Annotated in this window: 21 protein-coding genes; 14 read left to right on the top strand and 7 right to left on the bottom strand. The window is 68.5% G+C overall.

Features of this window, described 5'->3' with window-relative positions; translation table 11 throughout:
- Positions 1-567 precede the first annotated feature (567 nt).
- Positions 568-1,623, top strand: a complete 1,056-nt coding sequence (locus tag ACFOY6_RS15045; RefSeq protein WP_379651572.1) for a type II toxin-antitoxin system antitoxin SocA domain-containing protein — start codon at positions 568-570, stop codon at positions 1,621-1,623.
- Positions 1,624-1,676: 53 nt separating this feature from the next.
- Here the strand turns inward: ACFOY6_RS15045 and ACFOY6_RS15040 are convergent, their stop codons facing one another.
- From ACFOY6_RS15040 to ACFOY6_RS15020, 5 genes are all read right to left on the bottom strand, one after another.
- Complete coding sequence (locus tag ACFOY6_RS15040; RefSeq protein ID WP_379639733.1) at positions 1,677-2,582, bottom strand: cation diffusion facilitator family transporter; 906 nt, start codon at positions 2,580-2,582, stop codon at positions 1,677-1,679.
- 191 nt (positions 2,583-2,773) lie between these two features.
- Positions 2,774-3,148 carry a hypothetical protein gene (locus ACFOY6_RS15035; RefSeq protein WP_379651571.1) on the bottom strand — a complete coding sequence of 125 codons (375 nt, stop codon included), beginning with the start codon at positions 3,146-3,148 and terminating at the stop codon, positions 2,774-2,776.
- 66 nt (positions 3,149-3,214) lie between these two features.
- Positions 3,215-6,460 carry an efflux RND transporter permease subunit gene (locus tag ACFOY6_RS15030; RefSeq protein ID WP_379651570.1) on the bottom strand — a complete coding sequence of 1,082 codons (3,246 nt, stop codon included), beginning with the start codon at positions 6,458-6,460 and terminating at the stop codon, positions 3,215-3,217.
- Between the two features lie 15 nt (positions 6,461-6,475).
- Positions 6,476-7,729 (bottom strand): efflux RND transporter periplasmic adaptor subunit, encoded by a 1,254-nt coding sequence (locus ACFOY6_RS15025; protein ID WP_379651569.1) that lies wholly within the window; start codon positions 7,727-7,729, stop codon positions 6,476-6,478.
- Positions 7,729-9,048, bottom strand: coding sequence for a TolC family protein (locus ACFOY6_RS15020; protein ID WP_379651568.1), 1,320 nt, complete (start codon positions 9,046-9,048; stop codon positions 7,729-7,731). Before ACFOY6_RS15020 ends, ACFOY6_RS15025 begins: the two co-directional genes overlap by 1 nt.
- 781 nt (positions 9,049-9,829) lie before the next feature.
- Here ACFOY6_RS15020 and ACFOY6_RS15015 point away from each other — a divergent pair.
- The 4 genes from ACFOY6_RS15015 (at position 9,830) to ACFOY6_RS15000 (ending at position 13,230) form a co-directional block, all read left to right on the top strand.
- On the top strand, positions 9,830-10,417 hold the full coding sequence (locus ACFOY6_RS15015; protein ID WP_379639754.1) for a hypothetical protein: 588 nt from the start codon (positions 9,830-9,832) through the stop codon (positions 10,415-10,417).
- 162 nt (positions 10,418-10,579) lie between these two features.
- Positions 10,580-11,359, top strand: coding sequence for a response regulator transcription factor (locus tag ACFOY6_RS15010; RefSeq protein WP_379651567.1), 780 nt, complete (start codon positions 10,580-10,582; stop codon positions 11,357-11,359).
- Positions 11,356-12,684, top strand: coding sequence for a sensor histidine kinase (locus ACFOY6_RS15005; RefSeq protein WP_379651566.1), 1,329 nt, complete (start codon positions 11,356-11,358; stop codon positions 12,682-12,684). The genes ACFOY6_RS15010 and ACFOY6_RS15005 overlap by 4 nt, the downstream gene beginning before the upstream one ends.
- A 216-nt stretch (positions 12,685-12,900) precedes the next feature.
- Positions 12,901-13,230 carry a hypothetical protein gene (locus ACFOY6_RS15000; protein WP_379651565.1) on the top strand — a complete coding sequence of 110 codons (330 nt, stop codon included), beginning with the start codon at positions 12,901-12,903 and terminating at the stop codon, positions 13,228-13,230.
- A gap of 388 nt (positions 13,231-13,618) precedes the next feature.
- Here the strand turns inward: ACFOY6_RS15000 and ACFOY6_RS14995 are convergent, their stop codons facing one another.
- Positions 13,619-13,924, bottom strand: a complete 306-nt coding sequence (locus ACFOY6_RS14995) for a transposase (RefSeq protein WP_379651573.1) — start codon at positions 13,922-13,924, stop codon at positions 13,619-13,621.
- Positions 13,925-14,085: 161 nt separating this feature from the next.
- On the bottom strand, positions 14,086-14,508 hold the full coding sequence (locus tag ACFOY6_RS14990) for a hypothetical protein (protein WP_379639772.1): 423 nt from the start codon (positions 14,506-14,508) through the stop codon (positions 14,086-14,088).
- 334 nt (positions 14,509-14,842) lie between these two features.
- Between ACFOY6_RS14990 and ACFOY6_RS14985 the strand changes: the two genes are divergently transcribed.
- From ACFOY6_RS14985 to ACFOY6_RS14945, 9 genes are all read left to right on the top strand, one after another.
- Complete coding sequence (locus tag ACFOY6_RS14985) at positions 14,843-16,048, top strand: MFS transporter (RefSeq protein ID WP_379651564.1); 1,206 nt, start codon at positions 14,843-14,845, stop codon at positions 16,046-16,048.
- A 99-nt stretch (positions 16,049-16,147) separates the two neighbouring features.
- Positions 16,148-16,894 (top strand): ABC transporter permease, encoded by a 747-nt coding sequence (locus tag ACFOY6_RS14980; RefSeq protein WP_379639781.1) that lies wholly within the window; start codon positions 16,148-16,150, stop codon positions 16,892-16,894.
- A 29-nt stretch (positions 16,895-16,923) separates the two neighbouring features.
- Positions 16,924-17,901 carry an ABC transporter ATP-binding protein gene (locus ACFOY6_RS14975; RefSeq protein WP_379639787.1) on the top strand — a complete coding sequence of 326 codons (978 nt, stop codon included), beginning with the start codon at positions 16,924-16,926 and terminating at the stop codon, positions 17,899-17,901.
- 149 nt (positions 17,902-18,050) lie between these two features.
- Positions 18,051-18,419, top strand: a complete 369-nt coding sequence (locus tag ACFOY6_RS14970; RefSeq protein ID WP_379639791.1) for a hypothetical protein — start codon at positions 18,051-18,053, stop codon at positions 18,417-18,419.
- Between the two features lie 177 nt (positions 18,420-18,596).
- Entirely contained in the window at positions 18,597-19,004 is a 408-nt protein-coding gene (locus tag ACFOY6_RS14965; RefSeq protein ID WP_379639795.1) for a FixH family protein, read from the top strand.
- Positions 19,005-19,179: 175 nt separating this feature from the next.
- Entirely contained in the window at positions 19,180-20,328 is a 1,149-nt protein-coding gene (locus ACFOY6_RS14960; RefSeq protein ID WP_379651563.1) for a TolC family protein, read from the top strand.
- On the top strand, positions 20,325-21,878 hold the full coding sequence (locus tag ACFOY6_RS14955) for an efflux RND transporter periplasmic adaptor subunit (protein WP_379639813.1): 1,554 nt from the start codon (positions 20,325-20,327) through the stop codon (positions 21,876-21,878). The genes ACFOY6_RS14960 and ACFOY6_RS14955 overlap by 4 nt, the downstream gene beginning before the upstream one ends.
- Complete coding sequence (locus ACFOY6_RS14950; protein ID WP_379651562.1) at positions 21,875-25,114, top strand: efflux RND transporter permease subunit; 3,240 nt, start codon at positions 21,875-21,877, stop codon at positions 25,112-25,114. Before ACFOY6_RS14955 ends, ACFOY6_RS14950 begins: the two co-directional genes overlap by 4 nt.
- Entirely contained in the window at positions 25,114-25,617 is a 504-nt protein-coding gene (locus ACFOY6_RS14945; protein WP_379640175.1) for a c-type cytochrome, read from the top strand. The genes ACFOY6_RS14950 and ACFOY6_RS14945 overlap by 1 nt, the downstream gene beginning before the upstream one ends.
- The last annotated feature ends 414 nt before the right edge of the window (positions 25,618-26,031 follow it).

Here is a 26,031-nt window from a genome sequence, read left to right as displayed (position 1 = left end):
CCCCCGCCCAAAAGGCCGAGGCTAGCGTCCGAACATGGGTCAACTCTCAGTGGCAACTTTACCCCAAACCGGGTCAGGTCTCAGTGGCAATCAACAACCTCCAGCCACTGGAGGTTCAAGGGTCATTCTAGCCTACGTGGTCCAACGGATTCCGGCTCTTGCGGGGGCGCTGTGCCGCGTGCTTGACCGTTGCGGACGTGGTCACGGGGCCATGGCACCGCAGGATCCTGGCCGGATGCGCGGCCACTTGTCACTTGACAAATAGGGAGTGGAAGCGTAACTGATGTCAGGTGAAGCGCGACGTCCTCGGCATTCGAAGCCCGAGGTCGAAGATTGCATCAGTGCTGCGGAGGCACGGGGGTGGAGCCTGGTCCATCGAGGCAACCCGATCTTCGGTATCTTGCGTTGCCCTCGCAACGACGCGTCCTGCAGAAACGGTACGTTCTGCCAAATATCCATCTTTTGCACGCCGCAGAATGCGGGAAGCCACGCCCGGAAGGTCCTCCGGCTGGTGGAAGGCTGCTGCCACCCATCCGAAGTGGCGGAAACCTCTTCTGAGGAAGCGGAATGACGATGAACGAGTACAATTTCACGGTTCTGCTCCGGCTCTCCTCACCGGATGAAGATGGCGAACGGCACCTGGAAAGCCTGGCGTCCGGCGGGTGCGACGATGCGACGGTCTCGCTCGGCCGCAGAGGTTACCTTCATCTTGATTTCGGCCGGGAAGCGTCGTCTGCGCTCGAGGCGATCTCTTCGGCGACGGCCGACGCTCTCGCGGCGGTGCCGGGGGCGGACGTTGTCACCGTCGGGCCAGACCTCGTGAACCTCACCGAGTTGGCGGAGTTGATGGGGTGCTCCCGCCAGAACATGCGGCGCTACCCTGCGGGTGAGGCCCAGGCGGGCGAGGTGTTCCCAGCGCCTGTCAACTCGGGCGACCCGGCCTTGTGGCACCTCGTGGAGGTGCTGCCCTGGCTTGAGCGGAACACATCCCTCCGACCGATGGATCCGTTGCTCGCGGAAGTCGCCGAGGCCACCTTCGCCGAGAACAGGCGCCACCAGGAGCTCCGGGCGTCCCGCACGGCAAGACAGCAAACGGAGGCCGTCAGCCGCGCACTGATGTCCCGGATCGGGCATCTGCTGGACCGGGAAATGGGCCGTCCGGCGGAACTGTGGAAGGCTGCCGCGTGCGTCGCCCGCCTGGCGGGTCGCGGTACGGTCAAGACCAAACTCAACAAGCTGCTGTTCTACGCCGACTTCCGCCATTGCGCCGAGTTCGGCGCAAGTATCTCTGGGCTGCGGTACGTGCGGCTCCCGTACGGCCCGGTGCCGGACGGCTTCGCGCGGATCTTCTCGGCGGTCGAGGACGCCGGGGTTGTTTCCTCGTTCGAGGAGATGCGGGGCTCGTACATCGCGGAGGTGATCAAGCGCACTGACGTGGACCTCGACGCCCATCTCTCCAGCAGTGAGTTGGCGGTGCTCGACAGTGTTCGGCGCCACTTCGAGAGGACCGACGCAAACACCATCGTCGAGATCTCGCACAGGGAGCCTGCCTGGCTCGAGACGCCGCCGAGTTCCGTCATCACCTACTCGTTTTCCCGGAGGTTGGTCGAGCAGGTCGACTGACCGTCTTCAGGTCAGCGCGGGAGGGGCCGCCTAGGCTCCTCCCTGTCCACGGCTTACCCCCGGGCGTGCCCGCCCTCCGGTTCTCCCCACCTGTCCTCCGTCACCCCGCCATGGGCGCCCGCCAGTTCGGCCTGGACGGTCACGTGCGTGATGCCGAACTTCTCCGTCAGCATGGCGCCGAGCACGTCTTCCAGCCGGTCCTCCCGCGACAGCGCGGCCTCGACCACGACGTGCGTCGACAGCGCCACCTTACCGCTGGTCAGCGCCCAGATATGGAGGTCATGGATGTCGCGGACGCCTGCCGTGGCCCGCATGGCCTCCTCGACCGCATCGATGTCGATGCCGCGCGGCACGCTCTCGAGCAGGACGTCGACGGCCTCCGACAGCAGGGTCCAGGTGCGCGGCAGAACCCAGAAGGCGATGCCGACGCCGAGCACCGGGTCCACCCAGGTCCAGCCGGTGGCCCAGATGACCAGAGCGCCGACGATGACCGCGACGGAGCCGAGGAAGTCGCTCCAGACCTCCAGGTAGGCGCCCTTGACGTTGAGGCTGATCTCGCTGCCCCCGGCCAGCAGGCGCATGGCGATCCAGTTCACCAGCAGCCCGAAGGCGGCGACCGCGAGCATGCCGAGGCTGCCGACCTCCGCGGGCTCGCGGAAACGCTGGTACGCCTCGTAGAGGATGTACAGAGCGACAAGGAAAAGCAGGGAGGCGTTGAAAGCGGCCGCCAGGATCTCGAAGCGGTGGTAGCCCCAGGTGCGCCGCCGGTCCGCCGGGCGGCGGCCGACCCGGATCGCGACAAGGGCCACCGCGAGGGCTAGCGCGTCGGTCAGCATGTGCGCCGCGTCGGAAAGGAGGGCGAGGCTGTTGAAGACGTAGGCGCCCGCGACCTCGGCGAGGAGGAAGGCAGCCGTCAGCCCCAAAGCCTTGGCCAAGGCGGCCGAGCTGGCGTTGCCCACGCCGTGGTCATGACCCTGTCCCATGCAAGCCTCCCGCAAGGACCCGTCGCGGGTCCGTCCCGCCGGTTGTTCGCACCTCCACCTACTGGAGGTTCAAGTCTTAAAGTTCCCCGGTCCTCTTCGGCCTGGGCACGTGCCCGTGAAGGCGGGCAGCCGCCGCCCCGCCGGGCGGGCGGGGCGGCACCCGACGCTCAGTAACGCGCCTGGCCGCTGCGCCCGGCCGGGTTCTTGACCTGCAGGGTCACGGAGGCGCCGCGTGCCGGAGCGGTCGGGGCCGTTCCGGCCAGGGTGTTGTCGGTGCCCGGCGCCAGCTGGACGACTTGGCGAGCCTGGCCGGAGCCGACGAGCGCAGACACCGTGTAGCCAGCCGACGGCACCGGCTTCCCGGCCTCGTCGTAGAGGTGGACCGTCAGCGTCCGGTCCGAGACCAGCAATTCGGCATGCACGCCGACGACGTCCTGCATACGGCCGCCGTGGGCGCCTTGGTCACTGTGGCCATGGGACTGCGCCAGCGCGCCAGTCGAGATCGAGACAGCCGCCAGGGCCGCGAGAAGGATGGTGCGCATGTTTCGGTTCCTTTTGGTCGGTGGACTGTTGTCGTCGGGAGGAGCCGGACGCCCTTCCCGCCGGATTCACTCGGCCGCGGCGTGCCGCGCCCCGGCGGGGACGGCGTCCTCCGCCACAGGCTTCTGGACACGGCCGAAGCGCACGTAGAGGGCGGGCAGCACCAGCAGGGTCAGCAGGGTCGCGCTGATCAGGCCGCCGATGACCACGGTGGCCAGCGGCTTCTGGACCTCGGCGCCCGCCCCGGTGGCCAGAGCCATGGGGACAAAGCCGAGAGAGGCTACCAGCGCCGTCATGGCCACGGGCCGCAGGCGCGTCATGGCGCCCTGGTACACCGCGTCCCGCAGCGACAGGTGCCCCTGCTGCATGAGGCCCTTGATGGAGGTCGCCATGACCAGGCCGTTCAGCACCGCCACGCCGGAAAGGGCGATGAAGCCCACAGCCGCCGGGACGGAGAACGGCATGTCCCGCAGCCAGAGCGCGAGCAGGCCGCCCGACAGTGCCAGGGGCACCCCGCTGAAGACCAGCAGGGCGTCCCGGACCGAGCCCAGCGCCGCGAAGAGCAGGACGATGATGAGCAGGAAGCAGGCGGGCACCACCACGCTCAACCGGTCGCGGGCCTTGGCGAGGTTCTCGAACTGGCCGCCCCAGGTGATGGTGTAGCCGGGCGGCAGCTGGACCTGCTCGGCCACCTTCGCCTGCGCCTCGGCCACGATGGAGCCGATGTCGCGCCCGCGGGCGTTGGCCTGGATGACGACGCGCCGCCGCCCCTGCTCGCGGCTGATCTGGTTCGGCCCCTCGACCACGTTGAGGCTCGCCAGCTGCTGCAGCGGCACCGAGGCGGCGGGCCTGCCCGCCACCGGCGGCAGCGGCACCGGTAGGTTCCGCAGCGCCTCGAGGTTGTTGCGCAGGCTTTCCTGCAGGCGGACGACGATGGCGAAGCGCCGGTCGCCCTCGTAGACCATGCCCGACTCCCGGCCGCCGACCGCCGCCGCCAGCACGGCTTGGACGTCGGCGACGCTCAGGCCCCTGCGGGCGACCTCCGCGCGGTTCACCGTGACCTCCAGGAAGGGCAGGCCAGTCGCCTGTTCCACCTTCACGTCGGCGGCGCCCTTGGTGCCGTTGAGGATCTGCGAGATCTGCCCGGCCACCTGCAGCATGGGGCCGTACTCGTCGCCGAAGACCTTCACGGCGAGGTCGCCGCGCACGCCCGCCAGCAGCTCGTTGAAGCGCATCTGGATGGGCTGGGTGAACTCGAGCGCGTTGCCCGGGATGCCCGCGACCGACTGCTCGATGCGGCGGACCAGCTCCGCCTTGGGCAGCGACGGGTCGGGCCACTGCTCACGAGGCTTGAGGATAATGAAGGTGTCCGACGCGTTGGGCGGCATCGGGTCGGACGCCACCTCGGCGGTGCCGGTCTTGGAGTAGATGATCTGCACCTCGGGCACGCGCGAGATGCGGCGCTCCAGCACGGACTGCATGGCCTGGGACTGCTGCAGCGAGGTGCTCGGGATGCGCAGCGCCTGCATGGCGAGGTTGCCCTCGTCCAGCTGCGGGATGAACTCCTGCCCCAGCCGCGAGAACAGGCCGAGGGACCCCACGAACAGCAGCGCGCCCACGGCGATCACCGGCAGCGGCGCCCGCAGCGCGCGCCCGAGCACGGGCGCGTAGAGGCGCTTGAGGCCCCGCACGATCCAGACGTCCTTCTCCTGCACCCGTCCGGTGATGGCGATGGCGATGAGCGCTGGGACCAGGGTCAGGGAGAGGACGAAGGCGAAGGCCAGGGCGATGATGACGGTCAGCGCCATCGGGATGAACATCTTGCCCTCGACACCCGTGAAGGTGAGCAGCGGGGCATAGACGAGGATGATGATGCCCTGGCCGTAGAGCGACGGCCGGATCATCTCCTTGGCGCTGTCCGCGACCGTCGCCAGGCGCTCACTCAGGGTGAGCAGGCGCCCCTTCTCGTGCTGGCGCTCGGAGAGGTGGCGCAGGCTGTTCTCGGTGATGATGACGGCGCCATCGACGATCAGGCCGAAATCCAAGGCACCGAGGGACATCAGGTTGGCCGAGATGCCGCCCCGCACCATGCCGAAGGAGGTCAGTAGCATGGTGATGGGGATGACCATCGCCGTGATGATGGCCGCCCGGATGTTCCCCAGCATCAGGAACAGGATGACGACGACGAGGAGCGCGCCCTCGCTGAGGTTCTTGGCGACGGTCTTGATCGTGGCGTCCACTAGGATGCCGCGGTCCAGCACGACGGTGGCTTCGATGCCGATCGGCAGGGTCCGCTTTAGCTCGTCGACCTTGGCGTGGACGGCGGCGGCCACCGTGCGACTGTTCTCGCCGATGAGCATGAGGGCGGTGCCGACCACCATCTCCTGGCCGTTGCCGCTGGCGCTGCCCGTCCGCGGGGCTTGGCCGATGGTGACCCGCGCGACGTCCCGCAGGAGGATCGGGGTGCCCTCGCGGGTAGTGACGACCACCTGCTCGAGTTCCGACACGGTGGTGACACGCCCGCCAGAGCGGACCACCAGGCCCTCGCCACCGCGCTCCACGTAGCCTGCGCCCGTCGAGACGTTGTTGCGCTCGATCGCGGTCGCGAGGTCGCTGAAGCTCAGGCCGAGGGCGATGAGGCGGCCGGGGTCGGGCTGGACCACGTACTGCTTGGTGTAGCCGCCGATAGCGTCCACGCCCGCGATGCCGGGCACGTTGCGGATCTGGGGCCGGATGATCCAGTCCTGCACGGTCCGCAGGTAGGTCGCCCGGTCCGCCTCGGTGGCCAGGCGCTCGCGCTCCGGTGTCAGATAGCTGCCGTCCGCCTGCCAGCCTGGCGTGCCGTTCGGCTTGACGTCGCCCGGCGTGCGATCAGCGAAGCGCACCGTCCACATCGTCACCTCGCCGAGGCCGGTGGAGACCGGCCCGAGGCGGGGTTCCACGCCCTCAGGCATGGCCTCTCCCGCCTCGATCAGGCGCTCCAGCACCTGCTGGCGGGCGAAGTAGATGTCGGTGCTCTCGGCGAACACCGCCGTGACCTGGCTGAAGCCGTTGCGGGAGATCGAGCGCGTGCTCTCCAACCCCGGGATGCCCGCCAGCGCGGTCTCGATCGGGAAGGTGACCTGCTTCTCGATCTCGTAGGGCGAGAGCGAGGGCGCGACGGTGTTGATCTGCGCCTGGTTGTTGGTGATGTCTGGCGTGGCGTCGATGGGCAGGCGCGCGAGGGACCACGCGCCGATAGAGGCTGCGATGACGGCCAGCAGCACCACCGTCCACCGGTTGCGGACGGAGAAGTCGAGGATGGGTCCGATCATGTCAGGTAATGCTTCTCAGTGCGCATGACCGGCTTCGGACTTGCTGAGTTCGGCCCGGAGCGAGAAGGCGTTGCCCACCGCGATCTCCGTCCCGGCGTCCAGTCCGAAGACGACCTCGTAGCCGTTCGCGTCCTCGCGCCCGAGTGCCACCTCGCGCAGCTCGAAGCCCTCCTCGTTCCGCACGAAGACGACCTTGTTGCCCTCGACCTCCTGCACCGCGTCCCGGGGCACGAGCACGTCCACCGGCTGCTCGGCCGTCGAGAGGTGCGCTGTGACAAACCCACCGGCCCGCCAGGCGCCGCCGGCGTTGGGGATCTCGGCCACCGCCCGCGCCGAGCGCGTTTCGGGATCCAGGACCGGACTGAGGAAGATGATTTTTCCTTCGGCGTGCATGTCCCCCTCGCCGGTGATGAGCACGCTCTGGCCCTGTCGGACCATCGGGACATCCCGCGGCGGGATGGTCATCTCGACCCAGAGGGTGGACAGGTCGGCGACCGAGAAGACCTCAGCGTCGGCGGCGACGGCGGCGCCGAGGACGGCGTTGCGGGCCGTCACCCGGCCCGCGATGGGCGCGCGGAGTTCCAGGCGCCGCAAGGTGGTCGCGGGCTGGCGTGCCAGTGCCGTGACCTCGGCCTCCGAAAGGCCGAAGGCCGCGAGCCGGGCGCGGCCGAGGTCGACCTTGATGCGCGCGTCCTCGGCCGCGGTGCGGGCCTGGAGGAACTCCTGCTCCGCCGAGATGCGCTGCCGCCAGAGGCGGGCCTCGCGCGCCAGGGTTGTCTCGGCCAGCGCCGCCACTCGGGTGGCCGCCAAGTACTCGCCCTTGGCGTCGGCGACCTCACGGCTTTCCAGCACCGCCAGCACGTCACCCTTGGCGACCTCCTCGCCCAGCGTCCTGCGCACCTCGGACACGATCCCGCCCAGGCGGGCTGTGACCCTGGCCTGCCGGTCCTGGCTGGCGGACAGGACGCCGGGTACGGCCGCCCGGCTCACCAGCACGCCGGGTTGAACCGCGGCGACGCGGATCCCGGCTGCCTCGACCTGCTCGGCGGTCATCTCGATGTGGCCTTCTTCGCCCGCGGCGTGATCGCCGCCCTCGGCGTGGCCGTGGCCGTCGCCCTTCGCGGCTTCGGAGGGCGCCGGTGAAGCGCCGACGGCGGGCGGCACGGGCAGGCCGACAAGGTTGCGGGTGGCTTCGGGAATGGACGGGAAGACGGTGGCGACCGCGAGCCCACCAAGGGCGGCCCCGGCCATCAGGGTCATGCGGAGCATCAACGAGCACTCCTGGTCTGGATATTTACAGGCTGGGGCACGGCGGGCGTTTCGCCTCGCAAGCGCTGCACAGCCGCACGGATCGTGTGGAAGTCCCGGTAGGCCTCGACCAGCTGGGCGCGGGTGTCGGAGAGCGACCGCTGCGCGTCCAGGACATCCAGGAAGCCGAACCGGCCTTCGCCGAACCCGGCCGACGCGAAGCGGGCGGCTTGCTCGGCGGATGGCAAGGCGGTGCGGCGGAGGCTCTGCACGGTGCGCCAGGCGAGCGCTAGGCGCTCCTCTGCTCCGACCAACTGGGCGACGAGGGCGCTACGGCCCCGCTCAGCCTCGGCCTCCGCACGGGCTAGCTCGGCGTGGGCCCGGGCGATGCCGCCCTGGTTCCGGTCGAAGAATGGTAGCGGGATGGAGGCGCCCGCGACGAAGGCGGTCTCTCCCGTGTCACCGAACCGGCGCACGTCGGCATTCACGGTAACGTCGGGCACCGCGTTGGAGCGCTGGAGGTTCAGGTTGGAACGCTGCTGGGCAATGGTGGCCTCCAAGCGGGCCAGCTCCGGATTGGCCGCCAAGCGGGCTAGGGGATCGGCCGGAGCGGAACGGACCGGCGCGGGCCCGATGTCCTCGAACCACGGCTGGCGCGGCGCCAGCTCGACCCGCGGCACGCCGATCAGGACGGCCAAGTCGGCTAGGGCGATCTCAACCTCGCGCTGCGCTCGCTCGGCGGCGATGTCGGCAGTGGCCCGCACCACCTCGGCCCGCTCGGCCTGCAGGAGCGGATCGCGTCCCGCTTCGACCCGGCCGCGGGAGGCCCGGAGCGTCTCGGCAGCAAGGCGTGCACGCCCCCGCTCGACCTCGGCCAGCCGGTTCGCGGCCTCCGCTGCCGCCAGGGCGGTGACGACCTCGCGTGCAATCTCCAGCCGCACCCCATTGAAGTCGAGCTCGGCCACGGCCGTGTTCCGAGCCGCGTAGTCCATCCGAGCGCCGCGCTTGCCGCCCAATTCTATGCGCTGCGACAGGCCGACCGTAGTCTCCAGGCTGGTGAAGCCCCTGGTCTCGTTGCGGCCGCCAAAGCCGCCGAAGTTCTCAAAGGAGCTGTTCAGCTCCGGGTTCGGGCGCAGCCGCGCCTGCAGGGCATCCGCCTGGACCGCCAGCCGGGCGGCCCCGGCACCCCTCAGGGCCGGGGACACAGTGAGCGCGGCTTCAACCGCCTGCTGGGGTGAAGTGATGATGAGCGGGACGGCGGCCGTGCGCGCATCCTGCGCGCGGGCGATAGCCGGGACGACGGCGAGGACCGCCGCCAAGCAGAAGACCTTGATTGTCATTGAAGCACCTGAAAAGCGAGCCGTAAGCAGTCCACCCAGGCACTCCGTTAGGAGGCCAGGCATGGCCGACAGGGACAGGCGGGCTTCAGACGCGGGGCGGTTTAGTCAGGAGCTCCGAAGGCCCAGGTGCCCATGCATGTGTAGGGGCGAGACAAGGCCTGGAGGAGGTCTCGTCCGACGAAGGGCAGACAGGGATTGTGAACAGGCGGAGCAGCGCGAGATGGCCGCAAAACTGGCCCCTGCCATGGCCCGGCATCGTGTCCGGCCGCGCCGCGGGCTCGTCGTCCACGGCATCTGAAAACACGGCTTCGCTGGCAGCCACTGGTCCGGCTGCCCTGTCGCCCGCCGCGTGGGCGGGGATGACGACGAGCAGGATCGCCAGCGCGCAGAAGATCGCGATGATCCCCGCGCGTAGCACCGACACGACTGACGAAGTGCTCTGGGTCCACATGCCAGGAGCCGAATTAGTCGATATCATCCGGCCTGTCACGCAAACGGGCATGCCCCACCCGCCCAATGCCCAGGAGCCCAGGCCCGCAAATGCCAAGCGGGCGCCGTTGGGGCACGAGCCCTTGGTGGGGGGCGGCGATATGGAAGCATTCGGGCCGGAATCTCCTCCTCGGGAGATGCGCCATCTATCACGCGCCGCCGCCCGAGCTATCCGCCATCTGGCGCCGTCACAAAACGATGCGGCACCATCAAGGGAGGATGAAAATCCGCCGATAGCCTTCCACCGGGGCAAGGGCATCCATCCTGCCCGCCACATGGAAAGGACCCGATTATGCTGAAGTTTGCATTCGTGGCAGGGGCGTTGATGGTGGCCTCCACCGGCCTGTCGGCCCAGGAAGCCAGCCTCCGCTGCCCGGCGGCGGGCAGCAAGGTCGAACGGACCAACCTACCGACGATTGCTTATCGGGGCGCCGACCCTGCCTCTCCCCTTATCTGCCTCGACCAAGCGCGCCAGCCGCGCTTCCTGGGCTACTGGAGCACGCAGTCGGCCTTCTTCAACGCCGGGGGCAAGCAACTCCTCTCGACCTTCGCGGACTGGAAGGATGGTGGCCCAAGCCGTGTGGTGAACATCGGCTACTTCGGCAGCGACCGCTACGGCAACAGCACCACCGTCAATGAGAAGTGGCAGATCCTGGGCCAGGAGCACGCCGACGTGCACGCCGGGTCCTTCGACGCCATCAAGGTGCGCCGGGTCTACTCCGTCGTGGGGACAAGCTACACCTTTACGGAAACCCTCTGGATCGACCGGGCCAGCGGAACGCCTGTCAAGTCCGTCGTGAACCACTTGAACGCCACCATGAGTCCCGACGTGACCAGCTGGCAGGCCACCGAGGTGATCACCCGTTCGTTGGGTTCCTGATCACACTCCGAGACCTTTGTGGGAGCTGCCTGTGTGCCATCGGCATACGGGCAGCTCCTTCTTTGTGATCCACGGCAACAGACAGTAACTTGCTTCCGGCGGCAGCGCAGGTGATGGCTCCCGGAACCATCCATAAGTAATTCCGAATCAAGCGCCAGAAGAATGAAGAGCCAGGAAGCCGGTTATATCATAACGAGCACTGAGGATCCGCCTGTACTCTCCGGCGAAGGCTTCAGCATCCTTCTTGTCGAGGACAATGGCGACCTCAGGGCGCTGCTGCTCCAGATGCTGCGGCGGAGCGGGTTCCGCGCAAACAGGGCGAGGAATGCGGTCGAGATGCGGGAGATCATGGGCGGCAGCCAGGTCGACCTCCTCCTGCTGGACGTGATGCTTCCCGGCATCTCCGGCTTCGAGATCTGCCGCGAGATCAGGGCGAGGAGTTCCATCCCCATCATCCTGCTGACCGCTCTCGGCGAGGCACATGACCGGGTCATCGGGCTGGAGCTGGGCGCGGACGACTACATCGTGAAGCCGCCGGACTCCCGCGAGCTGGTGGCGAGGATCCGTGCCGTCCTGCGCAGGCGCCAGCGGATGACCCCGGAGGAGCAGGAGACGAGGCGGGACCGGGCGGAGTTTCGCGGATGGCTGCTGGACACCCGGCAGCGCGAGCTGACCGCCCCGGACCAGAGCAGGATCGAGCTCACCAGCGGCGAGTACGACCTGCTCCTGGCCTTCGTGGAGCGCCCCCAGCGCATACTCTCGCGCGAGCAGCTCCTGGACATCGCGCGCGGAAGGGCGCTGGGCGGGCTCGAACGGTCGGTCGACGCCCAGATCAGCAGGCTCCGCTCCAAGCTGGGCGGCCGCGGCCCGCGAGGCGAGGAGGTCATCAAGACGCTCCGGGGGGCCGGGTACATGCTCGCGGCGCCGGTGGCCTGGCGGTGACGGCGCCGAGGCGCTCCAGGTGGCTGAACTCCTTCGCCCTGCAGATCCTCGCTCCCGGGGCCCTGGCCCTGATCGTGCTGCTCGGCGTCAGCCTCGCCCTCCACAGCTACATCCTGCGCGACGCCGCGGAGCGCGGGGCGGCGGAAGTGGCGGTCTCCCGCATCTACTCGACCGTCCGGCAGATCGCCTCCCTGCCTCCCGACGAGCGGACAGGCGCCGCCAGGCGCAATTCCACTCCGGACATGGAAGTGGAATGGTCCGCACGCACGGCCGTACCCGATGGGAGCGACCTTGACGACGATCTCAGGGCCATCGTGTCCGGCCCGCCCGAGTGGCTGGCCGTCCGGGTTAGGCTGGATGCGTCCGGCACCTCCGGCAATGTCCAGGATGTCGCGATCAGCGTCCAGCTGCCGGACAGTACATGGGTGAACGCCAAGCTCCGAGCCGTCTCGCTGCTCAGCGCCGACGACGTGGCCTTCCGCATCGCCATCATGCTGACGGCGGGGACGCTCCTGGCGCTCGCGGCCTTCGCCTCGCGCCTGATCGCGAAGCCCCTGGCCCTCCTGGCCACGCGGGCGCGGAACCTGCCCGCCAACGGCGTCCTCAAACTCGACGGCTTGGCCTCACCCACCGAGGTCCGGGACGTCGCCGAAGCGTTGGAGGCCGCGACGTCCCGCACCAGGGAGTTGCTGCAGCAGAGGTCGCTCGCCCTCGGAGCCCTCTCGCACGACCTGCTGTCCCCGCTCGCCCGCATGCGCCTCCGGGCGGAGGACATCGTCGACGACCACGCCAGGGGCCGAATGCTCCAGGACGTCCGCGAGATGGCCGAGATGGTGACGGACGTCCTGGCCTACCTGCGTGGCGGGGACGGCGGCGGGGAAGCCGCCACCAGGATCTCGCTGGTCTCGCTGGTCCAGGTGGTGGTCGACGAATGCGCCGAGGAGGGCGCCCTCCTCGAGGAACGCGCCTATGAGGACTCCACTGTCCTCGCGCAGCCGACGGCCCTGAAACGAGCAATCCGCAACGTGCTCGGCAATGCCGTCAAGTACGGGCGCTCCCCTTGGGTGGAGGTGCTCCGGCGCGGCAATGAGGCCATTGTGGCCGTCGGGGATAGCGGCCCGGGCGTGGCGCCGGGCGATCTGGAGCGGGTCTTCGAGCCGTTCTTCCGGGGGGACGAGGCGCGGGCGGCGGGCGAAGGGAGTGGCCTGGGCCTGCCAACCGCCAAAGCCATCGCGGAGGCCCATGGGGGGCGCCTTGAGATGCAGAGCATCCAGGGCATCGGCACTGTCGTGAAACTCACCCTGCCGAGCGCCCGGGCGGCCTGACGGCGGTCCGCATCCCCCGCCTACTGTTCCTGCCGCCTCGAGGCGCCACGGACGGCGGGAGCGCATGCTGTCGGATCAGCCTGCGCCGCCGGTGGCCGTCTGAACCCGGTCGCGTGCCTCGTAAGAAATCGATGCAATTCGGTCAGGCTGCCGCACGATTGGACCCGTACATCGCCAGCTCCAGCGCAACAGGCGCTGTTTACGCAGGAACCGATGATGCCGAAGTCTCGACTGATGTTGGCGGTGACCCTTCCCTTTCTCATGGCGGGCTGCGCGGGCCTGGATGGGTCGCCCTCGTACCCCCACGTTGTCGCGAACGGCGAGAACACGACGATCGACTACGGGCCGGGTCCGAGGAACAACATCGTCGGCGGCGGTGCCGTCGCGCTTTCGGGCGGGGCGGGCGAGACCCTCACCATCACGCACTTCGACCGCTCCAAGGCGCAGATGCCGCCAGCGGGCATGACTCCAGTAATCGAACAGCAGGGGGAGAACACCAAGATCGTGTGGGTTCCGTTGCCATCCAGCGCACTGGCAGCGAGGTGAGTTCGCCGATACCCCGGCGCTCCCGAGCGCCGGGCGCAAGCGTGGCTGCATGCGTCGGGTGTTGCAGTGCCTGTCGCTAATGCAACATCGATGGCTCCGCTGCTTACTTCCGGCCCGTGCTTACTTCCGGCCCGCCGTCCGGGAACCGACATGCAGCTTTCGAACCTACAGCGCCCTCCCAATGTCCGCTTCCGCTCACTGGCGCCGCAGGAGCGGACACGCAGTTATCGACCAGAGGCTGCCGGGTACCCGAACGCAACACCGAAGTCCCTTCCCTCCGAAACCTGGCGAAGTCGCCGCGGCAACAATGGAGCACGGGCGCCATCCTACCCGCCTAGACCAGATGTCCGTCTGAGGCGGGCCACCCCGCCTCAGACGGACATCTGGTCTAGGATGCTTGCGAAGTGCAGGAACTCGACCGCATCTGCGGTTCGCAGCGCCCCGGCATCGCGCCCGACCCTGACCCTGACCAAGCCATCTGCCGACGCCAGGTGCAGAGCAGGCCGCCGCCGCCGATTCCATGCCGCCGGGCAACCGCGATCGGGAAGACGCCCGGCTCCAGGCTCTCCACAACTACGCCACGTTTCTGCTCAGGCGTCCAAATCCGCCGCCGCTCACCGCGGATGATCACCTCGATCGGCGTCTCGCGCACACTCCTACGATTAATCGTAGGAGCGTCCTCAGCATCGATCATCTGCAGTGGCAGCGTCTTGCCCATACCGCGTTTGCATCACAAGGCTATCCAACGCCGCAATGTGCTGCTGGCGCGACGCTCACCTTTCCCTGAGCATAGGGGCGATAGAGATAGTCCGGGAAGATCGTCAGCAGCGAGCACACGAGCAGTTCCAGCATGGCTCAGGCCTCATGACGCGCGCGCGCAATCTCGGCTGCGCGCTGTGGCGGTGCGATGTCCGTGGCATGGCGTTCCGCCTGCTCCTTCACCGCGTCGTGTCCTAACGGTTGGCCGGCGGCGGCGTCCTCCTCGCCGATGGTGTCGCCCCCGCCCGGCTTCAGGCCGGCCACCATTTCCGCCGAACCGGCGATGCGGCGCAGCGGCCCGGTGAAGTCGGGCAGGTCAATCAGGGCGAGGAGCAGGCCCACCACCCAGAAGATGTGCATCTGCGTGAACAGCGCGAGCAGGCCCAACACGGCCACGATCTCGAACTGCAGCTTGTGCCCGCGGTGGGCCATGCGCTCCGGCAGAGTATGCAGCCGCAGGAAGAGCAGGCCGAAGGCCAGCATCGCGATGGCCAGGAAGATGCCCGTGCCGATCAGCACCGGGTCCGCCCCATCAGGTCCGGGGAGGAAGAACGGCAGGTGAGGCGGCGCCGCAGCGTGGGGAGACGTTTCCAACAGCCTGTCCCTTGGAGATGGCATGCCCAGGTCAATCGATCTGACGAGCCGCACCTTCCGCAGGGCCTGCCAGCTTTCGCCGTAATCCCGGCCGAAGGTGGCGCAGCTCGACCGCGGCCACCTGAGCTATGATGATTCCCGTTCACTTCGGCCGAAGCCGCGGCGTCCCCCTGATGGCGGCTGAAATATAGCGCCCGCGGGACCGCAACCTTCCTGGAATCGCTGTCAGGATTCTTTAGCAACCTTGTCGCGGTGCGCCATGAGGAGCAGCACAAGCCGCTGCCGTTCAGTTGGGTTAAACGCGCGACGGTTTGGTTGCGTGCTGAGGATTCACCTAATCCCACGATCGGCCATGGGCATCTGGACATCACTGACCTCCTCGCGGTCCTCCTGCACAAAACGGTCCATATCTCGGAGGCAGTGCCTCGCTGCTACCGGCTTGGCCTCGCCACGTATCGGTCACCTGATTGACCGGCGCGGTGGCCGACCCGTGCTGGCCGCTAGCGCCGTCCTGCTCTCCGCTGGCCTGCTGCTGCTCGGGTTGGCACCAAGCCTGCCGGTCTTCGTGCCGGCCTGGGTCGTCCTCGGGTTAGACATGGGCGCCGGGCTCTACGACCCGGCCTTCTCGACGCTGGGGCGGCTCTATGGCGAGCAGGCTCGCTCGGCCATCACCCACGTCACCCTGTTCGGCGGCTTCGCCAGCACGGTCTGCTGGCCGCTCAGCGCCTTGCTGGTGGATCACCTGGGCTGGCGCGGCGCCTGCCTGACCTACGCCGCCATCCACCTCGCGGTGGTGCTGCCGCTCTACCTGTTCGGGGTGCCGCGTGAAGCCGCCAAGCCCCCTCCGGCGCCCAAGGCTGCTGCGGCAACCGGGCACGTGCAGGCGAACCAACGCTACGCCTTCATCGTGCTGGCGGTGGGCTTCACTCTGGCGGCCGTCATCATGACCGTGCTCTCAGTTCACCTGCTGACGCTGCTCCAGTCGCAAGGGTTGGCCCTGGCCGCCGCCGTCGCCCTGGGCACGCTGATTGGGCCCGCTCAGGTCGGCGCCCGCGTGCTGGAGATGCTCTTCGGCAAGAAGGCTCACCCGATCTGGAGCCTGCTCGCGTCTGCCGTGCTGGTGGCCGTCGGACTCGGCATGCTGGTGGGCGCGCCGGGCGTCGTGGCGGCGGGCATCGTCATGTACGGCATGGGCAGCGGCATCCGCTCCATTGCCCGCGGGACGGTGCCCTTGGCCCTGTTCGGCAAGGAGGGCTACGCCGTGCTGATGGGCCGCATCGCGATGCCGACCCTCATCGCGCAGGCTGCATCGCCTTTCCTTGGCGCATGGCTGCTGGACAGCTTCGGCACTCAGGTGACGCTGGCCGTCCTTTGCGGGGTAGCGGTGCTGAGCATCCTGATGGTGCTGGCGCTCGTGCCGTACGCGCTCCGGCGGCAGCGCGCCGACGCCCGGCATGCGCCTTGACCTTCCCACGGAAGTAGGATGCAGGCTGCTAGGTCAGACGCAGTGATGGAGAGCAGTTTGTCGGCTACACGGCTTGGCGAAGGGGTGAACTGGATAGGGGTGACCACCCTCTACCGGCGCGAGGTGCAGAGATTCCTTGCTGTCGCAGCCCAGACCGTGGGCGGCCCGGTCGTGAGCACGCTGCTCTTCCTGGCGGTCTTCGGCGTCGCGCTCGGCCGCCATGCACCGGCGCCGGGCGGCGTGCCCTACTTGGTCTTCGTCACTCCGGGTCTCGTCATGATGGCGATGTTGCAGAACGCGTATGCCAACACCTCGTCGTCTCTCCTTGTCGCCAAGGTCCAGGGAAACATCGTCGACCTCCTGCTGGCGCCGCTCGGGCCGGGGGAGTTCCTGACTGGCATGGCACTCGGGGGCGTCACACGAGGCATCCTGGTGGGCGCGCTGACTGCCCTGGCCGCCGCGCTCTTCGTGCCGCTGCCGCTCGCGAACCTCGCCCTCTGCCTGTTCTATGCCGTCGGCGGCTCCCTCCTGTTCGCACTGTTGGGCGTCTTGGGTGGCCTATGGGCCCAGAAGATGGACCACCAGGCTGCCGTCACGAACTTCATCATCGCGCCGCTGACGCTGCTGTCCGGCACCTTCTATGCGGTCAGCAGTCTGTCTGAGCCATTCCGCTCCATCGCCTACGCCGATCCCGTCTTCTACATCGTCGATGGCTTCCGGCACGGCATCACCGGCCACTCAGAAGCATCACCGCTCGCTGGAATCCTCGTGGTGCTCGTCGCCAACGCCCTGCTCGGCGTCCTCTGCCACCGGCTGCTCGCGTCGGGCTGGCGGCTGCGCCAGTGACCCGGCCGACATCGAGAACGAGTTCCGCGATGACCGACCGTGACCAGCCCGCAGCGGCCATCGCGGTGGAAGGCCTCGAGAAGGTCTATCCGGGTACGGGCGGACGGGCAGCCAAGCACGCCCTCAAGGGGGTGAACCTGACCATCCCACGGGGCAGCATCTTCGGCCTGCTCGGGCCAAACGGCGCAGGGAAGTCGACCCTCATCAACATCCTGGCCGGACTGGTGCGGAAATCGGGCGGGACAGCGCGCGTCTGGGGCATCGACATCGACAAGGCGCCCCGGGCGGCAAGGGCTGCGATCGGTGTCGTCCCCCAGGAACTCACCCTGGATCCCTACTTCCCGGCCCGCGCCGCGCTGGAACTCCAGGCAGGGCTGTTCGGGATTCCCAAGGCCGCCCGACGGACGGACGAGCTCCTCGAGGTCTTGGGGCTGGCGGACAAGGCCACGGCACCTGCTCGCAGTCTATCCGGAGGCATGCGGCGGCGGCTGATGGTGGGCAAGGCACTGGTCCACAGCCCGCCCGTCCTCGTTCTGGACGAGCCCACCGCAGGCGTCGACGTCGCCTTGCGCCAGCAGCTTTGGGACTACGTCCGCCTGCTCAACCAACGCGGCACCACCGTCCTGCTCACGACCCACTACCTCCAGGAGGCAGAGGCTCTTTGCGACCAGATCGCTGTCCTGGCTGACGGCCAGATCGTCGCGCATGACACCACGGACGCCCTCTTCCGGCGCGTGGAGGACCAGGAACTTGTGGTCAATGTCTCTGCGCCCCTCGGCGCCATCCCAGACAACCTTCTTCCCTTCAACCCCATCCTGGCGGCTCCACAGCGGCTGGTGTTCCGGTTCGCGCAGGCGAGCGGCAATGTTGACGAGATGCTCGACGCCATTCGCGCCGCAGGGCTGCGCATAGCCAGCGTGACCACCAAGCAGCCGGACCTGGAGGACGTCTTCCTTCAATTGGTGCAAGGTCCAGCCAGCGACTTCGAAGGGGCGTCTGGTCGGTAACGCACATGCCCCAGTACCGCATTGCCTTCGCCCAGCAGCCGCACTCCCCAGACACTTTGTGGCCCAGGTTGATAAGGTGTGGCGGCTGGCCTGCGAGGCCGACCGCAAACCTTCTTCAACTCACCTCCGTTCGCCGCTATGATAATGGGATGTCTCGCTGCCTGCTCAGGCTCGTCATCATTGCCATCACGATCTGCGCCTTTGTCGGTGCGGGCCTGGTGCAGAACCTGCCGCTGCCCACGAATGCGGCCTCGCTAGACATGACCATGATGGCCGACCAGGGGAGCGAGGACAGTGCATCGATGCCATGCCACGACACTTCCGTACCGCCCTGCAAGGACCAGATGCCCGGTTGCATGACTGACATCGGCTGCATCTTCACGGTTGCGCTTCCTGCTCTTTCCATACGCGTTGCCGGGCGTCTGGAATGGAACCCGGTCACCTACTGGTCAGCGATAGGCCCCACCGGCGGCATCTCGCCCGAGCCCTCCGTAGAACCTCCCATCCACTTCGTCTGAGCTGAGCGGTACGCGCCCATTGGGCCGACGCCGTTTCATCCGCCGTTCTCCGATGGTCCCAGTGCGTCCGCCTCCAACTGGTTCGGGGCGTCGCTGCCGACCGGGAGCGGGCGGGCATTCAGACGACATCAGCCACTCATTGCGAACGCTTGGGTGGCCCACGGATAGGACACCATCATGCTTTCTAAGCTCCTGCGCGCTGGCGTGCTCGGCGCCGTCACCGTCGTCGCGACCTCCCCTCTGGGCCACGGTGCCCTCGCTGCTGCCAGCGACTACCGCTTCGAACTGGCCGAGGCTCGCCCCGCAGGGCCCGGCAAGACGGACGTGACCCTCCGCCTCGTGCGGACCTCGGACGGCAGGCCGGTGCCGGACGCGGTCATCTTCCAGACCCGGGCCGACATGGCGCCTGCGGGCATGCCGACCATGGCGGGCAACGTCGCGCCGCAGGCGGGCCAGCAGCCGGGCACCTATCGATTCCAAGTGGACACCGGCATGGCCGGGGGCTGGGCGCTGACGCTGGCCGCCAAGGTCCAGGGCGAACCCGAGACGGTGCGCGCCACGGTCACCTTCAACGCGGCTCGATGAGATGCCGCGCCAGCCATGGGGGGCCTCCGCGCCCCCGCTCCGCACCTGGCGATGGCCCGGCGTGGCCCTTGCCGGTGGCCTGACACTCGCGCTCCTGGCCGGGTCCGGCCAGGCGCAGACCAGGACGGCGCAGCGGACCCCGGGGGGAGCACTCCCCGGGGCCACCCTGGAGAGCGTGCTCGGCGCCGCGCGCCAGCTCAGCCCCGAGCTTGCGGCGCGTGCCCTCGACACCGCCGCCGCCCGGGCGCGCGTGGACATTGCCGGGTCGTTCCCCGATCCGACCGTCCGGGTCATGTCGGACGAGATGCCCCGGAGTTCGGGACCTCGTGAGAACATGATGATCTACAGCTTCGAGCAGGAGATCCCGCTCTGGGGCAGGCGCGATCTGCGCCGCCAGGTTGCCCGGGCCGAGGTCGACCAGATGACCGCCCAGGTCCAGGCGGCCGACGCTGAGCTGGTCGAGAAGGTGAAAGTCGCCTTCGCCCGCTACTACACGTCCCATCAAGCCGTCCGACGGGCGTCGGACCAGCATCGGGCAATCCATGGTGTCGCGGAGGCCGCGCGGGAGCGCTATGCCCTGGGCCGCGGGGAGCAGCAGGAGGTCTTCAGGGCTGAAATCGAGGCTACACTTGTGGCGGCCGAGATCCTGCGCCTCGAGGCATCGCTTAGGAGCGCGCGGGGCCAGCTGAACGCGCTTCTGAATCGCCCGGCAGATGCGACGCTCGCCGCGCCTGAGCGGCTGCGGCCGCTCCCCGATGCCCGCGCGCTGGACGTCACGCGCTTGCTGGAGCGCGCGCGTGCCGCCAGCCCCACCCTGGCCGCGGACGCAGCCGCCATCAGCGCGGCCGAGACCAACCGGGCCCTGACCGAGCGGAACTGGTATCCGGACGTCACCGTGGGCGCCGCTGCCATTGACCGGGGGAGCTATGGGCCGACCGGCTACCAGGCATGGATCGGGATGAAGGTGCCTCTCCAATGGGGGCTGCGCGACGCCCAGGCGCGGGAGGCCGGAGCCCAGGCAAGTGCCGCCCGCGCGCGGTTGGAGGCCCGCGAGCAGCAGATCCGCGGCGACCTGGCCGACGCCGTAGCCGGAGCCGAAGGAAGCCGCCGGACCATGGACCTGATCCGGCGCCAGCTCGTGCCCCAGGCCGAGGCGCTCGTGCGCGCCGGGACTGCCGGATACGGTCTTGGCAGGGTCGACTTGGCGACGGTGCTGCGGGCGCAGCACGACCTCATCGGATACCGCCTGCAACTCCTGTCCGCCGAGTTCGACGGGCAGCGCCAAATGGCGGCCATCGAGCGCCTTGTCGGAGGTGACCTGTGAGCGCGCGCCGCATCCTCCTAGCCTCAGCCGCGCTCGCGACAGCCGCCGCTCTGGGCGTTCTCTGGCTCGCCGGAGGCCAGCCCCGCGGACTGGTCACTGGCGCCGCAGTGGCGCAGCCGCCGCCCGCCGCGCGGCAACCCCTCTATTACCAGGCTCCCTCCGGCACCGATTTCTCACCGACACCAAAGAAGGATGCACAGGGCCGCGACTACGTGCCGGTCTACGAGGAAGGCGACCAAACACCCACGCCATCGGCGGCGTCCGCGGCGTCACCGGCGCGGCCGCCGCTCTACTACCAGGCCCCGTCCGGCAGGCCCGAGTACTCCGCCGCCCCAAGGAAAAGCGCCGACGGGCGCGACTTCGTCCCCGTCTACGAGGACGCCAGTGCCCCCGGTCCCGCTCCGGCGCCCGCACCCTCGTCGGCCGGGGGCCGTGGGCGCATCCTCTACTACCGGAACCCGATGGGCCTGCCCGACACCTCACCGGTGCCCAAGAAGGACTCGATGGGGATGGACTACATCCCCGTCTACGAGGACGAGGCCAACCAGCCCGCGGGCACCGTCACCGTCAGCCCGGAACGGGTGCAGATGCTTGGCGTCCGCACGGAGACGGCTGCCGAGCGCTCCATGACCCGCTCCATCCGGGCGGTTGGCACGGTCGCCGTGGACGAGCGGCGCCTTGCCGTCGTGGCTCCCCGCTTCGAGGGCTGGATCCAGAAGCTCCTCGTGAACGAGACGGGGCAGCCGGTGCGGCGGGGACAATCCCTCTTCGAGTTCTACAGCCCCGATCTGGCACTCGCCGAGCAGGAGTACGTCGTGGCCCGCCGGTTGGACGCGGGCGTCGCCGCGGCTGCCCTGGCGCGCCTTCGCAACTTCGACCTGCCGCCGGACGAGGTCGCACGTCTGCAGCGCACCGGCACGGTCAGCCGCGTGTTGACACTGGCCTCGCCGATGGACGGCGTGATTCTCGAAAAGGCTGCTCTCCAGGGCATGCGCTTTGCACCCGGGGAGATGCTCTACCGCATCGCCGACCTTTCCACCGTGTGGCTCCTGGCCGACGTGTTCGAGCAGGATCTGGGGCTCGTCGGCCCCGGGCAGGAAGCCAGCATCAGCCTGACTGGATATTCAGACCGGCGCTTCGCCGGGAAGGTCACCTTCGTCTACCCGACGGTGAACGCGACGACGCGCACGGCCAAGGTGCGCGTGGAGATCCCCAACCCGGGCCAGCTGCTCAAGCCGGACATGTACGCGACCGTCGAGATCGCGGCGCCTTTGGGATCCGCCCCCGTCGTGGCTGTCCCCGATTCCGCCGTGCTCGACAGCGGTACGCGGCAGGCCGTCCTCGTGGAGCGCGAGCCCGGCCGCTATGAGCCCCGCACCGTGTCGACCGGCCGCCGGGCCAACGGCCTGGTGGAAATCCGCCAGGGCATCCGGGCGGGCGAGCGCGTGGTCGTCGGCGCCAACTTCCTGATCGACGCCGAGAGCAATCTCAGGGCCGCGCTGCAGACCTTCGCGGCCCCGCCCGCTTCCGGTCAGGAGGCGCCGCGATGATCGCCCGCGTCATCCGCTGGTCGGTGGCCAGCCCCTTCCTGGTACTGCTCGCCACGCTGTTCCTGGTCGGCGCGGGCGTCTGGGCGGTGCGCAACACGCCGCTGGACGCCGTCCCGGACCTCTCCGATGTCCAGGTCATCGTCTATACCGATTACCCAGGCCAGGCGCCGCAGGTGGTCGAGGACCAGGTCACCTATCCTTTGACCACGGCGCTCCTGACCGTCCCGCGGTCGAAGGCGGTCCGCGGCTTCTCCTTTTTCGGCTCGTCCTTCGTCTACGTGGTTTTCGAGGACGGCACCGACCTCTACTGGGCCCGCAGCCGGGTGCTCGAGTACCTCAGCCAAGCTGCACGGCGCCTCCCGGAAGGCGTGACGCCGTCCCTGGGACCAGACGCCACCGGCGTGGGCTGGGTCTACCAGTATGTTGTCACGGGGGCGCAGCGCACCTTGGCCGAGCTGCGGTCCATCCAGGACTGGTTCCTTCGCTATCAGCTCGCCCGGGCCGACGGCGTGGCCGAGGTGGCCAGCGTCGGCGGCTTCGTCCAGCAGTACCAGGTGGTCGTCGACCCCCAGCGCCTGCAGGCGTACCGCATCCCGCTCTCGCGGGTCACCGAGGCCATCCGCGCCAGCAACCGTGACGTCGGCGGCCGTTCGGTCGAGATGTCCGAGACGGAGTACCTGGTCCGCGGACGCGGCTACCTGCGGGGCATCCCCGACATCGAGCAGATCGTCCTCGCCATGCAGAACGGGGTCCCCGTCCTGCTCCGCGACGTCGCCCGGGTGGAGCTCGGCCCCGAGGAGCGCCGCGGCATCACCGAGCTGAACGGCGAGGGCGAGGTGGTCAGCGGCGTTGTGCTCCAGCGCGAGGGGCAGAACGCGCTCTCCGTCATCGACAGCGTCAAGCGCCGAATCGCCGAGATCGCGGGCAGCCTGCCTGAGGGGGTGACCGTCTCCTCCGTCTACGACCGCTCCGCGCTGATCGAACGGGCCATCGAGACCCTGAAGCACACGCTCTTGGAGGAGAGCCTCATCGTCGCGGTGGTCTGCGTGGTTTTCCTTCTGCATGTCCGCAGCGCGCTCGTGGCCATCCTGATGCTGCCGGTCGGCGTGCTCATCGCCATGACGCTGCTGCACCTGCTCGGACTGAGCTCGAACATCATGTCGCTCGGCGGCATCGCCATCGCGCTCGGCGCCATGGTCGACGCGGCCATCGTGATGATCGAGAACGCGCACAAGCGCCTTGAGCAGGCGGAACCGGGGGCGTCTCGCGTCCAGGTGCTGACGGAGGCCGCGGTCGAGGTCGGCCCCGCGCTGTTCTTCAGCCTGGCCGTCATCACCGTTTCCTTTCTGCCGGTCTTCACGCTGGAGGATCAGGAGGGACGGATGTTCAGGCCGCTCGCCTTCACCAAGACCTTCGCCATGGCGGCGGGCGCGCTGCTGTCGGTGACCCTGGTGCCGGTGCTGATGGTGCTGTTCGTCCGCGGCCGCATCATGCCGGAGCGCCGCAACCCGGTGAACCGGCTGCTCATCTGGCTCTACCGCCCCCTCATCGCAGGCGTCCTCCGGGCCAAGACGCTGACGATCCTGGTCGCGATCATCGCAATCGGCGCGACCGCTTGGCCCCTGGCGCGCCTCGGCAGCGAGTTCATGCCGACCCTGAACGAGGGGACGCTGATGTACATGCCGGTCAGCCTGCCCGGGCTGTCCGTCACCAAGGCGGCCGAGCTCCTGCAGACGCAGAACCAGGTCATCCGGAGCTTTCCTGAAGTGGCGAGCGTCTACGGCAAGGCGGGCCGCGCGGCGACCGCGACGGATCCGGCACCGACCGAGATGTTCGAGACCATCATCAACCTCAAGCCGGAGAGCGAGTGGCGACCTGGCGTCACCGTGGATTCCCTGATTGCTGAGATGGACGCGGCGCTCCGGATGCCCGGGGTCAGCAACGCCTGGACCATGCCCATTAAGGCCCGCACCGACATGCTCTCGACCGGCATCCGCACCCCGGTGGGCGTCAAGGTCTACGGGCCGGACCTGGCGGGCATCGACCGGCTGTCCCGCGAGGTGGAGGCCGCCGTCCGAACGGTGCCCGGGACGACCAGCGCCTTCGCCGAGCGGGTCGAGGGCGGATACTACCTGGAGATCGAACCCGACCGGGCGGCCCTGGCGCGCCAGGGCCTGATGGTCGGTGACCTCCAGGAAACCATAGCGACCGCCCTTGGAGGCGAGCCGGTCACCACCACCGTGGAGGGCCGCGCACGTTACACGGTCAACGTCCGGTATCCGCGCGGTCTCCGCAGCGACCCTCAAGGAATCGTGGCACAGGTCCTCGTGCAGAACACGCAGGGCGCCGCCATCCCCCTGGGGCAGTTGGCGACCGTCCAGCTACGGCGCGGTCCGCCGACCATCCGGACCGAGAACGCCCAACTGCTGAACTACGTCTATGTTGACATGCACGGCCGCGACATCGGCGGCTACGTGGCCGACGCGCAGCGTGCCGTGGCCGAGCGGGTCCGGATGCCGCCGGGATACCACGTCGAGTGGAGCGGCCAGTTCGAGTACATGCAGCGCGCCAAGGCGAAACTGGCCATTGTCGTGCCGGTCACGCTGCTCATCATCTTCGTGCTGCTCTACCTGAACTTCGGGCGCCTCACCGAGACGCTCATCGTCATGCTCTCGGTGCCCTTCGCGCTCGTCGGGGGCGTCTGGCTCATGTTCCTGATGGGCTTCAACATGAGCGTCGCCGTCGCGGTCGGGTTCATCGCGCTCGCCGGGGTGGCGGCCGAGACCGGCGTCATCATGCTGATCTACCTGGACCACGCCCTCGCCGAGGTTCGGGAGCGATGCGACGTCGAAAGACGGCCGCTGACGCGGGAGGATCTGCACCACGCCATCATGGAAGGCGCGGTCGAGCGGGTGCGGCCCAAGATGATGACAGTGACCGCCATCATGGCGGGGTTGCTGCCTATCCTCTGGAGCACCGGCACGGGCTCAGAACTCATGCAGCGCATCGCCGCCCCGATGGTGGGCGGCATGGTCTCCTCGACCGTTCTGACGCTGCTCGTGATCCCGGCGATCTACGGCGCGGTGAAGGGGTGGCCCCTCCCGAGGGCCGCGGCCGCCAAGACCGGGGCGCCTCAGAAATCGCCCAGGATACGAGCGGCGCCTGCCTCCGCCGCCCCGCCCTCGATGTTGGGCGCGGCGCCATCACTGAGCCGACCGAAGGAGAGAAAGCGGTGATGGGGCAACGCGAGGGCGTGTGGGCGCAGCGAAGACTGGTGCTCGCCACCATCATTGCACTTTTCTCTGCGGCAGGCGGTGCTGTCTGGTTCGCGTGGCATAGCCGGTCCGGCTTGGCGCCAGACACGATCAATCCGGGCGATCCAGTGCAGGTCGCGCTGGGCCGCCGCGTCTACGCCGACCAGTGTGCGCAATGTCACGGCACGAAGCTCGAGGGCCAGCCGAACTGGCGGTCGCGCAGGCCCGATGGAAGACTGCCTGCGCCGCCGCACGACGTTTCGGGACACACTTGGCACCATGGGGACGCGGTGCTGTTCCGGATCACCCGGGAGGGTATCTCGGCTGTTGTCGGAGGCGGCTACGAGAGCGACATGCCGGGCTTCCGAGGTGTCCTATCAGACGCCGAGATCCGGGCAGCGCTTGCTTTCATCAAGAGCACTTGGCCTGATCGCGAGCGCGGCTTGCAAGAGCGCCAGAGCCACTTCGAAAGGCAGCCGCCGTGACAACCTGACCAAGGCTCGGGACGTTGACCGACAGTTCTGGATGCTTCCAATGACGGTTTCCTCGGATATGCGCCAGGGGATGTGTCCCGGCCCGGAGTGCCTCTGCCGTGCTTAGGGTCGATCGGGTGCCGCCAGTGCGCGGCGGCATGCGGGAGGCTCGGGATCGAGGAGGGGCATCCAGAGGGGCGCCGATGTTCGGCAACTGTTCACGCGCCCACCTTTAGAATTCCTGCATGGACGGGGCTAGCCCGGCCGCTACGGGGAAATCCATCAAGGAGTTGACTGGGCCAGTGCGGCTACACCCTGCCGGACCAGGATGGAACGCCGTTTCGGCCGCGCACCAGAGACAAGTGTGGCGTGGTAGGAAGGCACACCATCCTGAAATATTTTGTCATACTTGAGCAATCTAGCGTT

Origin of the sequence: Teichococcus aestuarii (genome assembly GCF_042651065.1) — a bacterium.
Taxonomy (GTDB): Bacteria; Pseudomonadota; Alphaproteobacteria; order Acetobacterales; family Acetobacteraceae; genus Pseudoroseomonas; species Pseudoroseomonas aestuarii.
This window is presented reverse-complemented; position numbering and strand designations above follow the sequence as displayed.